The sequence below is a fragment of the Myxococcus sp. RHSTA-1-4 genome (assembly GCF_020037125.1).
GTDB lineage: Bacteria > Myxococcota > Myxococcia > Myxococcales > Myxococcaceae > Myxococcus.
In genome coordinates, this window is the sequence record NZ_JAIQDG010000066.1 from 22,991 (window position 1) to 34,936 (window position 11,946).

Genomic DNA, 11,946 nt, shown 5'->3' on the forward strand with positions numbered 1-11,946 from the left:
TGACGGCTTTCAGGCCATGGCCGCCACCGGAGCAACGGTGGCGGCCTCCGTCTCCAGCCGGTCCACGCGCCGCAATTCCGCCTTCGCGCCGATGGAGGTGAAGACCTCCCTCGCGCGTCCCAGCAACTCCGCGCGCCGGTGTGGCAGCGCCATGGCCGCGTCCAGGTACGCCACGCCCGTCTCCCAGCGGTTGGGCGAGGCCTCCAGCACCTTCAGCGCCCGTGCGAACAGCGGCTCCGCCGCCTTCGCGCCCTTCCTCAGCGCCTGCGCCCTCGCCGTCACGCGCAGCGCCGGGCCCCGGAGATACGGGTACAGCTTCCCCAGCGCCCTCGCCTTGAACGCGCAGCGGCGGACAATGGCCCAGAGCTGCTCCTTCGGCACCGAGACGGCCCCCTGCTCCAGCGCGAAGAGCGCCCCCTCCGCCGCGTCCACCAGGCCAATCTGCAGGAAGGGCACCAGCACGTGGTAGCGCCAGAGCGCCTCGTCCGCCCGCACCGCCATCAGCGCCGCCTCCTCCACCTGGTGCTCACGCACCGCCACATTCACCAGGTGGTTCAGGCTGGCGCACTGGTTCGCCAGGTCCTGCACGTCGATGCTGATGCGCAGCCCCTCCTCCAGCTCCGCGCACAGCTCCACCACGTCCCCATCCCCTCGCAGATAGCGGCACATGGGCACCCACGCGTGCGACCAGCCCTGGTGCATCAGCGCGTTCAGCTCCACCCCCACCCGCCCCATCTCCCGGTAGGCCCGCTCCGCGTCCTCGAAGCGCGAGGCCAGGAACTGGCTCGTCGCCAGCATCATCAGCCCCGTCTGCACCTCCCACATGTCCCCCACCTGCCGCAGCAGCGCCACCGCCTGCTCGCCGTACTGCGTGGCCCGGGCCTGCTCGTTGGTGAAGATGTTCAGCGTCGCCAGCCGGCTCAGGGCAATTCCCTCCGCCGCCGCGTCCCGCGAGCGCCTCGCGTGCTCCAGCGCCCGGTGGCACCACTTCCCCGAGCGCTTCAGGAACCCCGAGCCGAACAGCATCGAGCCGTAGTAGCTGCTCGCCAGGCTCATCCCGTACTCGCTGCGCGAGCGCTCCGCCATCGTCGCGGCCACCATCGTCGCCCATGCCAGCTTCCCGATGTCCGCGAAGTAGTAGATCTTGATGAGCGAGATGAGCGTGGAGAGCTGCTTCAGGTACAGCGGCAGCCGCGCTCCCAGCGGCCGCACCAGCCAGGGGAACATCCCGTAGAGCAGGTGCAGCCCCAGCGCCAGCACCGTGCGCACCGCCAGCGCCGCCATGTTGCGCGGCATCGTGCGCCCCATCAGCACCAGCGCCGTCTCCAGCTCCGAGATGGCCCGCTTCGACTCGCCCTTCTCCTGGTGCGCGCGCCCCAGCCCCAGGTGGATCTCCGCCTTGCGCGGCTCCAGCTCCTCGTCCGCGAGGCACTGCTCGAACATGTGGATGGCGCCCGCGTAGTTGCCCGCCTGCAGCAGCGTCTCCGCCAGCTCCTGCATCACCTTGCGCGTCTTGAGCAGCACCTCGTCCGGGTCCAACGCCACCGTGCCGCCCAGGATTTCCATGGCGCGGTTGTAGTGGTGGATGGCGTCGTCGTTCGCGTACTGCTCGCGCGCGCTGCGCGCCGCCATCAGCGTGTACTCCAGCCCCTTGAGCTCGTCGTTACCGGCGAGCGCGTGGTACGCGAGGATACCCGCCGACTTCACCGGGTTGTCCCCCGCCCGCGCCTCGATGTAGCGCGTCATCCGGCGGTGCAGGTCCTCCCGCGCGGACACCAGCAGCGTGTTGTACGCCACGTCGCGGATGACGATGTGCTTGAAGATGCACGTGAAGGGCTCCTCCATCTCCAGCAGGATGAGCCCCAGCTTCGTCAGCGTGTCGATGGCCTCGCGGATGCGCCCTCGCGGAATCGAACCCGGCGCCAGCTCCGCCACCGCCTCCAACGTGAAGATGCGGCCAATCACCGAGGCCACCTTCACCACCAGCTTCTCCGTCTCGCTCAGCAGGTCGATGCGCGCCAGCACCACGTCCTGGATGCTGTCCGGCAGCTCCAGCGCCTGGAAGCTCCGCTTGCGCTCCATCCGCTCGGAGCCCGGCGACACCGGCCCCAGCGAGCCCGCTTCCACCAGCCCCTGGACGATGGACTCCGCGAAGAACGGATTGCCCTGCACCTTCGCCAGCAGCATGTCCTCCAGCGCGGTGTCCGGCGGCTCCATGCGCAGGTGCAGCCGCAGGAGCGCCCGCGTGTCCTCGTCGTCCAGGCTGGACAGGTCCATCCGGTGCAGGCCGGGCAGCCCCTTGAGGCTCTTGAGCTGCTCTCCCGGCCGCATCGTCACCAGCAGCGTCACCCGCAGCGAGGCCAGCCGCGGCGCCACGTACTCGATGAGGTCGATGGAGATGTTGTCCGCCCAGTGCAGGTCCTCGAAGAACAGCAGCACCGGCGTCTGCCGCGACAGCTTCTCCAGGAGCTGGAGGATGATCTGGAAGACCTTCTGGTTCTTCCGGCGCACATCGAGCTCGCGGGTGACGGGCTCCTCCTCCACCGGCAGGCCGAGGATGCCCGCGAGCACCGGAATCCACTCCGGGCCCGTGTCCTCCAGCCCCTCGAAGCCCTCGCGCAGCTGCACCAGCTGCGTGTCCAGGTCGTCCCCCTCATGCAGCCCGAAGACCTGGATGAGCACCTCCTTCCACGGGAAGAAGGGCGTGAACATCTCGTACGAGTAGCAGATGCCGTAGAGGCTGCGCGCCCCGCGCGCTTCCGCCTCCTCCACCACCTTGGCGCCCAGCCGCGACTTGCCGATGCCCGCCTCGCCGGACACCACGCAGATGCGGCCACTGCCGGCGATGGACTCCTCCACCGCGGTGCGCAGCGTCTCCAGCTCGCCGCGCCGGCCGACGATGTCGCCCTTGCCCTTGAGGAACAGGCTGCGGCGCACCTCCGCCTCGAGCCGGTACACCGGCACCGGGCGCGACACGCCCTTGAGCTTCGCGTTCTCCACGAACCCGGTGGCGAAGCCGTTCTGCTGCAGCTTGCGCTCCGTGTTCTGGTCGATGTGGATGCCCGTGCCCCGCCCGTGCGTCATCAGCCGGGCGGCCATGTTCACCACTTCCCCCAGCGCCGAGTAGCCCTTGCGCCAGGGCGAGCCCATCTCCCCGAAGTAGGCATGCCCCGTGGCGATGCCAATCTGCAGCTCCTGCACGAAGGGGAAGTTCTCCCGCTCGCGGAGAATCTTGCAGGCCAGCCGGCTGGCCAGCACCTCCTTGTTCTGCAAGGCCGTGGGCGCGCCGAAGATGACGTAGAGGACGTTGCCCTTGTCCGTGAAGTCCGTCATCAACAGCACGCCGCCGTGGTGCGCGCTCTCCCGCTGGACGTACTCGTAGAAGGCGTTCAGCTCGCGGGTGAACTCGTCCGCCTGGGACGGCCGGCTCGTGCTGGTGAAGCGCAGGAAGAAGCAGGTGAGGTCGCGGAAGTCCCCGGCGCTGAACTCCTGGTGCGCGGTGGTGATCTTCGTGAAGAGCACCGGGTGCAGCAGCAGCGCGCAGCGGCCGACGAGGTCGCCGCCCCGCGACAGCGCGAAGGCCGGCGCCGGCCGCGCCTGGAGCGGCGCGGACGGCTCCAGGCGGAAGGCCCCGTCCCGCGCCTCCCCCCTGCGCGTGCCCTCGGGCAGCAGCGCCCAGGCCTCGGCGCTCAGCAGCACCTCGCCCACCGTGGCCCGCTTCTCCGCCTTCACCGCCTGCTCCAGCGGCTGGCCGATGAGCGCCGGCTGCATCCACATCCCCGTCGCCCCCAGCACGATGCGGTGCGACTCGCCGAAGCCGATGCCGATGCGCGACGAGACGCTGAAGCGCTGGCCCAGCAGCTCGAGCTGGGCGAAGCGGGACAGCCGCCGCTGCACGCCCAGCGCACACCGGGCCGTCCGCTGCACCACCTGGGCGTCGTCCTCCCCCGGCGCGGGCTCGAAGGCGGCCAGGATGGAGTCACCGGCGAACTGGTAGATGTCGCCGCCGTGGTCCTTCACGACGTCGATCATCTCCGTGTAGTAGCTCGTCAGGAGGCGCTGGAGCGCGTCGATGCCGCGGGGCCCCGCGCCGCTCAGGCTGACGACGATGGGCGTGAAGCCCGCGATGTCCAGCAGGAAGACGGCGCCCCGCACGGGCTCCACCGGCGGCAGCGCGTGCGCCTCCGTGTGCTCCAGCCGGCGGAGCACGGCGCCGGGGATGTACGGCACCAGTGAGTTGAGGATGGGGTCGGTGTCCGCCGGCAGCATGGGGCTCCCTCACTCCCTCACGAGAGCATCCCGAAGCGGATGTACGCGGCCACCACGCCCACCACCGCGTAGAAGATGATCTCCACCGTCTCCGCCAGCGGCTGGGCCTTTCTCACCCACCCCCAGACGTGCACCGCCACCATGCCCAGGCACACCAGCCCGATGAGGTCGAACAGCGCCGGCTGGCTCCCCGGGTCCGGGATGTAGCGCACCACCGTGAAGATGATGGCCAGCGCCACCGCGCCCAGGCACCGGCCGAAGTACACCGTCAGGTCCGTGTTCCCCTCCTGCGGCTTCCAGCCGAACCAGCGAGACCACCGCAGCGGCATCAGGAAGAGCGGCAGCGCGTACACCAGCAGGAAGAAGGTCACCGAGATGACGAGGAACCAGCTGGCGAGTGGGTGTTGGGAACTGATCATGGCGCGCACGAGAGACGGCCCGGGCGCCCGTTTCTTGAGCGATTCCGGCCGTTACCCCCCTGTGTACCATTCTAGACGATTTGGAAACCCTAGTGGGCGGACAGGCGGCCCGGCTCCCGGACGGACTCCCGGATGAACTCGGCCACCCGTTCCAGGGATTCCGTGCGTTCCAGGTCAGAGTGGAAGCGGCGGAAGGCGTCCGAGGGGCCGTAGAGGATGACGGGCTTGCCGTAGCGGAGCGCCAGGCTGGCCTCGGCGGCCGTGCCCGCCCCGCCCGGAAGGGCGACGAGGGCGTGCGGGGTGAGGACGTTGATGTGGTTGCGGCTGAGCACGTCCGTGCCCTGCTCACCGCTGAGCGGCAGGTGGGTGTAGATGGCCAGCTCCACGCCGGGGTTGGGGTAACCCGGGCGAGGCCGGTACTCGCCGTTCTCCACCGTGCCCGGGACGATGCCGATGGAGATGCCCCGCCGGCCCGCCACCTGGACGAAGGCGTCCGCCGCCGCGCGCATGACGCCGCTGCCCGCTCCGGTGAGCAGGTCGAACCCCGCCTCGGCAATCCACCGGACCAGCGGGACGACCCACTCCGAGTGGTCCTCCTTGCCTGAGCCGAAAACGCCGATGATCCGCCGTTCCCTTCGCATGGCCTCCGCTCCTCCGCCGCTTAGACCGGCCCTGCCCCCAGCATCTTCCATGCGCGCCCCGCACACCCGCGGCAACCGGTTCAGTGGCTCACAGTCACGCCGTCCGGCGTTCACCGATGGAAGGATCCACCCCCGGACAGAGCTCTCTTTGACGCTTGTATGACGCCCGGAGGACAGGGCCGCTCCCGCGCGGACAAGCCCCCTCCTGTCAGACCCCCTCTCTACCTTGGACTCCATGAGCCAGGAGGCCGGCCATGTTCGACTGCTGTGGTGGATGTGAGCGCCAGGGGAGCGCCGGGGAAATCTTCGACTGGTGTGCCAACTGCGAGCTGTCCCTGTGCCCGCGGTGCATGGAGCGCGGCTGCTGCGGGAGCGAGCCCGCGATGTCTGGCCGTGCCGCCCCGCTGATGCTGCCGGACCCTCCCCTCGATGACGAGGCCGTGGCGCTGCCCGAGCACTTCGGTGGCCGGTGCTGCGCCCGAGCCCGGGCCGTGGCGTGCTCCTGCGCCTTCCACTGGGTCTGCGAGGCCCATGGTGACCAGCACATCGGCACCCACGACTGAGTCCGTCCGCCCTCCCGCGCGGGAAGAAATCCCGGGACGCTCGTTCAAGCTGCGTGAGCACGGGGACGATTCCCGGACGTTCCCCATCTCGTGGGTAGGACGAGCCGCGTCACGCTGTTGACCTGGGCTCCGGGACCTGCTGAATTCTTGAGTTCACAGGAAGGACCGATAGCGTTGACGTGTCGCGGGGGGGCTCGCACATGATCACCATCCTGGGACGCAGTCGGGTCCATGCGCGGTTGCTGGCACTGGTCGCCGCCGCCGCGAACACTGACGCGGAGGTCCTCATCCAGGGGCCGAGCGGGGTCGGCAAGGAGCTGTACGCACGGCTCATCCATGAGCAGAGCGCACGCGCGCCCCACCCCTTCATCCCCGTCAACTGCGGCGCCCTGCCTCCGGAGCTCTTCGAGAACGAGCTCTTCGGCCACGTGGGCGGCGCCTTCACCGGTGCCCGCTCGCGCAACCGGGGGCTGGTGGCCGAGGCCGAGCACGGCACCCTCTTCCTGGATGAAATCGACGCGCTGCCCCTGGCCAACCAGGTGAAGCTGCTGCGCCTCATCCAGGAGAAGGAGTACCGGCCCCTGGGGGACTCCCGGCTGCACCGCTCGGACGTGCGCATCGTCGCCGCCACCAACGCGGACCTGCTCGCGGAGACACAGGCGGGGAACTTCCGGTTCGACCTGTTCTTCCGCCTTCGCGTGCTGCCGATTGAAGTGCCCGCGCTGCGGGAGCGGCCGGAGGACATCCAGCCGCTGCTGGAGCACTTCCTCCAGCACTACGCCGCCGAGTACGGCCGGGCGCCCGTCTCCTTCTCACCCGAGGCGATGGAGCGGCTGCTCACGTACTCGTGGCCGGGGAACGTGCGCGAGGTGGAGAACTGCGCGCGGTTCCTGCTGTGCACGCGCGCGGGGACGCGTGTGGAGGTGGAGCACCTGCCGCTGCTGACGGAGCTGCCGGGCGGCAGGGGGCGGGTGGAGGCACAGCGGCAGGCCCGGGAGTCGTTCCAGGCGGCGAAGCGGCGGGTGGTGGAGGCGTTCGAGAAGGCGTGGGTGGAGGAGTCGCTCGTCGAGCACGAGGGGAACATCGCCGCCGCGGCCCGGGCCAGTGGGAAACACCGGCGCGCGTTCTTCGAGCTGATGCGGCGGCATGGGCTGAAGGCTCGGTCGCGGTGAGGGACGGGCCTTTTTCAATGCACTCTTCTGAGGCCTGAGGCCGCATCCACCGCAGCGGCTGAGTACGCCCATTTGGAGTGACGAGGGCCAAGTCCCCAGAACGGTGCTCAGCAGTCAGCGCTCCGGCAGCCCGCCTGTTCTCTTCTCCGCCTCGTCGCCGAGCGCATCCAATTTCACATGGTTCATCTTCTCGCACCACTCTTGGAGGTGAGCATGACATGCCGCTCGGTAGTCAATCGGGTAGGTCCCGATGCGCTCGGCCCGATGTGACTTGGCGTACTGACGAGCAGCCGCCAAGCAGCTCGAACAGAACAGGTATCCCTCGCCGAAGTCATCGAAAACGTAATCTACCTCGCACGCGATGCCCGCCTTCGAGTCTCTCCATACGTGGAGGCAGCAGAGCGTGGATGGCCCTAGGCCGTGAATCCCGCATTCGATCATGGGTCACCTCGGCTTGCCGGCCGACGGAAACAAGCCGTAGCCGAACGTTCGCCATTCCGACCTGTTCCTCGGAACCTCAGCACCGCCGGCTTGGAGTATCTGACAGCCTACGCTTATACAACTGTTGATGTCGGGTCCCTCAAGCCGAAGAGGGCCGAGATCGCCCGCTTGCATGAGTCGCTCTGCCTCGGCTCTTGCCGCTGTACCATTTGGTACCGGGAGCCGATGGCTTTCGCCCACCAAGCCAAGTGTCGGTCTCCAGGCTCATGGGGCCAGGGGACGGGCACTTTCGCCAGCCACATGGGGCCAGGTCATAGCCAGGGACATGGGGCCACCCGCGGGGTGGGTGGCCCTGGCGTAACCAGGGTCATGGGGCCAGGCCGTCTCCAGGCTCATGGGGCCACCCCCAAGCCGGGAGCGGGCTGGCCCCGGACGTGACGACCGGAAACCAGGACGTGGTGCCCTTCCGGGCAGGTGGCGCGGGTCGCGCTGCCCGGAGAGGAGCCCATGAGTTTTCGGGAGCTGACGATGACAGACGTACGCGAGGTGCTGCGCCGCTACCAGGCGGGGCAGAGCGCGCGCCAGCTGGCGCGTGAGGAGGTGGCGGACCGCAAGACGGCGGGCCGCTACTTCGAGGCGGCCAGGGCTTGCGAGGTGGGGCCGCAGACGGAGCTGACGGACGAGGTGGTGGCGCGGGTGGCCCGGCAGGTCCAGGGCCGCCGGCAGCCGGAGCCCTCCGAGGCGTGGGCGCAGCTGATGCCGCACAAGGAGCGCATCGAGGCGTGGCTGGCCCAGGAGTTGACGCTGGTACGCATCCACGAGTTGCTGGTGAGGGAGGGCGTGGACGCCTCGTACAACACGCTTCGGCGCTGGGCGCAGAAGCAGCTGGGGCATGGCGGGCCGCGCGTCACCGTGCGCGTGCAGGACTCGGCGCCGGGCGAGGAGGCGCAGGTGGACTTCGGCCATGTCGGGTGGCTGGAGGACGAGAAGGGGCAGAAGAAGAAGCTCTGGGCGCTGCTCGTCACGCTGAGCTTCAGCCGGTACCTGTACGTGTGGCCGACGCTGACGCAGACGGTGCGCGACGTGTGCGAGGGGCTGGACGCCGCCTGGCGCTTCTTCGGCGGCGTGCCGCTGCGGCTGGTGCTGGACAACGCCTCCAGCATGGTGACGGTGCCCAACGCCCAGGCCCCGGTGCTGCAGAGAAGCTTCCTGGAGTACGCGCAGGCGCGGGGCCTATTCGTGGACCCGGCCCGCGTGCGCCGCCCCCAGGACAAGGGCAAGGTGGAGAATGCGGTGCCCTACGTGCGAGAGCGCTGGTGCGCGGGCGAGCGCTTCTATTCCCTCGACGACGCGCGCCGCAGCGCCCAGGCCTGGTGCCACGACGTGGCGGGTGCGCGGGTGCACGGCACCACCCGGCTCATTCCGCGCGACGTCTTCGAGGCCGAGGAGAAGCCCATGCTGAAGCCGGCTCCCACCACCAGCTTCGACGTGCCCACCTGGAGCACGGCCAAGGTACATCCGGACCACCACGTCCAGGTGGCGCGCGCGCTCTACTCGGTGCCCACCGCGTACATCGGCCGCGTCCTCGACGTGCGCAGCGACTCGAAGTCGGTGCGCTTGTATTCGGGGGCCACGCTGGTGAAGTCCCACCCGCGCGTGGCGGCCGGCCAGCGCTCCACCGACGCCAATGACTACCCGCGCACCAAGGCCGCGTACGCGCTGCGCGACGTGGAGGCCCTCAAGGCCCAGGCCACCGGGCACGGCCCGTCCGTGGGACGCTACGCAGAAGCGCTGCTGGCAGGCCCGCTGCCCTGGACACGCATGCGACAGGTGTACGGCCTGCTGCGGCTGTGCGAGCGCTACACGCCAGCACGCGTGGACGCCCTGTGCGCTCGCGCCCTGGCCTTCGACGTGCTCGACGTGCCCCGCATCGAGCGCATGCTGAAGGCCGCCCGTCAGGTGGAGGACGAGGCGTGCGCCACCGGCAAGGTGCTGCCCCTGCCTGGACGCTTCGCCCGAGACGCCAGTCACTTCGCCACCCGGGCCGCGGCCAATGAGGGAGGTGCCGAGTGAGTCCGCGCACCCTCAGCCCGGAGCTGAAGGCCGCGCTCAAGCAGCTGCGCCTGGGGCAGCTCATCGACACGCTGCCCGAGCGGATGGCGCTGGCCGACAAGCAAGGCACGCCCTTCGAGGAGCTGCTGCTCATGGTGCTCACCGACGAGATTGAGCGCCGCAAGAGCACCGCCGCCTCGCGCAGAGCCGAGCAGGCCGACTTGCAGCCGGACATGCAGCTGGAGCGCTGGGACAAGGCCGCCTCGGTGCGATTCGACAAGCGCGTGCTCCAGGAGCTCTGCAGCCTGCGTTTCGTCGAGGAGGCCCGCAACGTCGTCATCCTCGGGCCGGTCGGCGTGGGCAAGACCTTCCTGGCCACCGCGCTGGGCCACCTGGCCTGCAAGGGCGGCTTCCAGGTGCGCTTCACCCGCGCCGACGCCCTGCTGCGCAAGCTGCGCCAGAGCCGCATGGACAACTCGCGCGACGCCCTCATGGCGGAGCTGTGCGCGGTGGACCTGCTCATCCTCGACGACTTCGCGCTCGAGCCGATGAGCCGCGAGGAGAGCCGCGACATCTACCAGCTCTTCGTGGAGAGGACGGCCCGCGCCTCCACCGTCGTCACCAGCAATCGCGACACCGCGGAGTGGCTGGCGGCCTTCGACGACACGCTGCTGGCCCAGAGCGCCATCGACCGTTTCCAGAACGCCGCCTACGACCTGGTCATCGAGGGCGAGTCGTACCGCTCCCGCCTCAAGCCCACCGTGGAGCGAGCCGGCCCGCCGCCCCAGGCGCCCATCGTCAAGCCCCCCCACCCTCGCCGGAAGCGGCCTCCGGTGGCGTGAAGGGGGGGCGGCGGCCTCCCCTCAATGAGGGGAGGCCGCCGGGTGGACGCGGAGACCGGGTCGGTGGCATGAACGGGCCCGGTCGCTCGCGTTTCCACCCGGCCCCATGACCCTGGCTACGGGTGGCCCCATGCGGCTGGCTAGTGACACCAAGTCCCTTCAGATCCTTCGGGGCGTTCGTGATCTGCCGCAATCGCGTGGTGCCATCATCACGTGAGATCAGATGGACTGTCACTAGCCAGCCGCATGGGCAGGCCTGATGCGTTCTCGCCGGGTCGGACTTGAAGACGGGCCGTCAGGTCGCGGGGTTGGGCGCGCGAGGGCATGACCGGGTTCGTACACCACCCAAAGAGTCCTTTGGATGATCGCTTCCCTGGCGGGTGGGGTGTGCTCGAAACTCGCCCCGTGGCCAAAGGCGGAGGGATGGGGCCGGCGAGCCCCATCCCCCCTATGCCCCGCTCCGCGACCAGAGCGGCTCGGGGCGCGAAGGAGTCGAGCATGGGTGGACTTCGAGGACAACAGCGGCGCCTGCTGCGACAGGCGCGCCTGCCGTGGGATGAACGGGTGACGGACCCGAGAGACCCGCGAGGCACGCGCCATGAACACCTGGGCCTGTTGGGACTGGTGGTGGCGGCCTTCGCGGTGGGCAAGAAGGGGACGAAGCAGGCGGCGCAACTGGCCGAGGACGTGGGAGCCCGGACGCGCAAGCGGTTGGAGCTTCCGCGGTCCGTGGACGGCTCGACGCTTTGGCGCCTGCTGGAGAAGCAGCAGCCGGACGGCCTGCGCGAGACGCTGAGGGCCCATACGGTGCAAGTGCTGGAGGACCCGAACACCCCTCGGCTGGCCTTTCCGCTGGGGGTGGTGAGCGTGGACGGCAAGAGTCTGTGGACGACGCGCCAGGGCGAGGTGAAGGGGCTGGAGGCCGTCGCCAACGACGAGGAGGGGCGTGAACTCTGGAGGCTGGGCGCGCTGCGGGCGGTGCTCACCAGTGCGCTGGCGGCGCCCTGCCTGGACTTGGAGTTTATCGGCGCCAAGGAGGGGGAGTCTCCGGCCTTCCGCCAGCTGCTGCCCCGAGTGGTAGAGGCGCATGGCGAGCACTTCGGGGTGGTGACTTCGGCGCTCTCCAGAAACGGTCCGCCTCTGCTCTCGTGAAGTGGACCAGGCGTGGAACGTGGAGTCCGAAACAAGTCCTTGGCCTCGAACGGCGCAGGAGACTCAGGAAAAGACGGAGCCCCCGGCCGCAGTGCTGGCGGACGAGGGCTCAAGGTTGAAACGAAGGGGGAGAGGACGCTGTCAGCCCGTCGAGTCGCGCAGGGAGGGGCCGTCGATGCGGACCGTGTGGCACTGGTGGCGCAGCCGGCTCAGCAGCGCCTCGACGAGGGCCTTGTTGCCCAGGAAGCCCGCCCACTCGGAGTAGTCCAGATTGGTGGTCAGCAGAGTCGGGCGCCTGCGGTAGCGCTCCTCCATCAGCTTGAAGAAGATGTTCGTCTGCTCGGGCTTGAGGTTGAGGTAGCCCATCTCGTCGATGACGAGCACGTCCACGTTGG

Annotated in this window: 9 protein-coding genes; 5 read left to right on the forward strand and 4 right to left on the reverse strand. The window is 69.4% G+C overall.

Features of this window, described 5'->3' with window-relative positions:
- Positions 1 to 9: 9 nt before the first annotated feature.
- The 3 genes from K8638_RS43315 to K8638_RS43325 form a co-directional block, all read right to left on the reverse strand.
- Positions 10 to 4,269 (reverse strand): AAA family ATPase, encoded by a 4,260-nt coding sequence (locus K8638_RS43315; protein WP_223760652.1) that lies wholly within the window; start codon positions 4,267 to 4,269, stop codon positions 10 to 12.
- Between the two features lie 17 nt (positions 4,270 to 4,286).
- Positions 4,287 to 4,688 (reverse strand): hypothetical protein, encoded by a 402-nt coding sequence (locus K8638_RS43320; protein WP_223760653.1) that lies wholly within the window; start codon positions 4,686 to 4,688, stop codon positions 4,287 to 4,289.
- 89 nt (positions 4,689 to 4,777) lie between these two features.
- Positions 4,778 to 5,329 carry an LOG family protein gene (locus tag K8638_RS43325; RefSeq protein ID WP_223760654.1) on the reverse strand — a complete coding sequence of 184 codons (552 nt, stop codon included), beginning with the start codon at positions 5,327 to 5,329 and terminating at the stop codon, positions 4,778 to 4,780.
- Between the two features lie 254 nt (positions 5,330 to 5,583).
- On the opposite strand from K8638_RS43325, the gene K8638_RS43330 reads away from it, so the two are divergent.
- From K8638_RS43330 to K8638_RS43350, 5 genes are all read left to right on the forward strand, one after another.
- Complete coding sequence (locus K8638_RS43330; protein WP_223760655.1) at positions 5,584 to 5,892, forward strand: hypothetical protein; 309 nt, start codon at positions 5,584 to 5,586, stop codon at positions 5,890 to 5,892.
- A 200-nt stretch (positions 5,893 to 6,092) separates the two neighbouring features.
- Positions 6,093 to 7,064 (forward strand): sigma 54-interacting transcriptional regulator, encoded by a 972-nt coding sequence (locus K8638_RS43335; RefSeq protein WP_223760656.1) that lies wholly within the window; start codon positions 6,093 to 6,095, stop codon positions 7,062 to 7,064.
- A gap of 948 nt (positions 7,065 to 8,012) precedes the next feature.
- Positions 8,013 to 9,578: an IS21 family transposase gene (istA, locus tag K8638_RS43340; RefSeq protein ID WP_223760657.1), complete on the forward strand. Its 1,566-nt coding sequence runs from the start codon at positions 8,013 to 8,015 to the stop codon at positions 9,576 to 9,578.
- The gene (gene istB, locus K8638_RS43345; protein ID WP_223760658.1) at positions 9,575 to 10,399 is read left to right on the forward strand and encodes an IS21-like element helper ATPase IstB; all 825 of its coding nucleotides are present in this window, start codon (positions 9,575 to 9,577) and stop codon (positions 10,397 to 10,399) included. Before istA ends, istB begins: the two co-directional genes overlap by 4 nt.
- Before the next feature lie 498 nt (positions 10,400 to 10,897).
- Positions 10,898 to 11,551 carry a transposase family protein gene (locus K8638_RS43350; protein WP_223760659.1) on the forward strand — a complete coding sequence of 218 codons (654 nt, stop codon included), beginning with the start codon at positions 10,898 to 10,900 and terminating at the stop codon, positions 11,549 to 11,551.
- Between the two features lie 141 nt (positions 11,552 to 11,692).
- On the opposite strand, the gene K8638_RS43355 is transcribed toward K8638_RS43350, so the two are convergent.
- Positions 11,693 to 11,946: ATP-binding protein (locus K8638_RS43355; protein ID WP_223755081.1), on the reverse strand; the 254-nt coding region annotated here is incomplete at its 5' end.

Excerpts from the sequence above, each read along its gene's own strand:
- K8638_RS43315 (WP_223760652.1), bottom strand. The coding sequence starts at position 4,269 with ATGCTGCCGGCGGACACCGACCCCATCCTCAACTCACTGGTGCCGTAC.
- K8638_RS43320 (WP_223760653.1), bottom strand. The coding sequence starts at position 4,688 with ATGATCAGTTCCCAACACCCACTCGCCAGCTGGTTCCTCGTCATCTCG.
- K8638_RS43325 (WP_223760654.1), bottom strand. The coding sequence starts at position 5,329 with ATGCGAAGGGAACGGCGGATCATCGGCGTTTTCGGCTCAGGCAAGGAG.
- K8638_RS43330 (WP_223760655.1), top strand. The coding sequence starts at position 5,584 with ATGTTCGACTGCTGTGGTGGATGTGAGCGCCAGGGGAGCGCCGGGGAA.
- K8638_RS43335 (WP_223760656.1), top strand. The coding sequence starts at position 6,093 with ATGATCACCATCCTGGGACGCAGTCGGGTCCATGCGCGGTTGCTGGCA.
- istA (WP_223760657.1), top strand. The coding sequence starts at position 8,013 with ATGAGTTTTCGGGAGCTGACGATGACAGACGTACGCGAGGTGCTGCGC.
- K8638_RS43350 (WP_223760659.1), top strand. The coding sequence starts at position 10,898 with ATGGGTGGACTTCGAGGACAACAGCGGCGCCTGCTGCGACAGGCGCGC.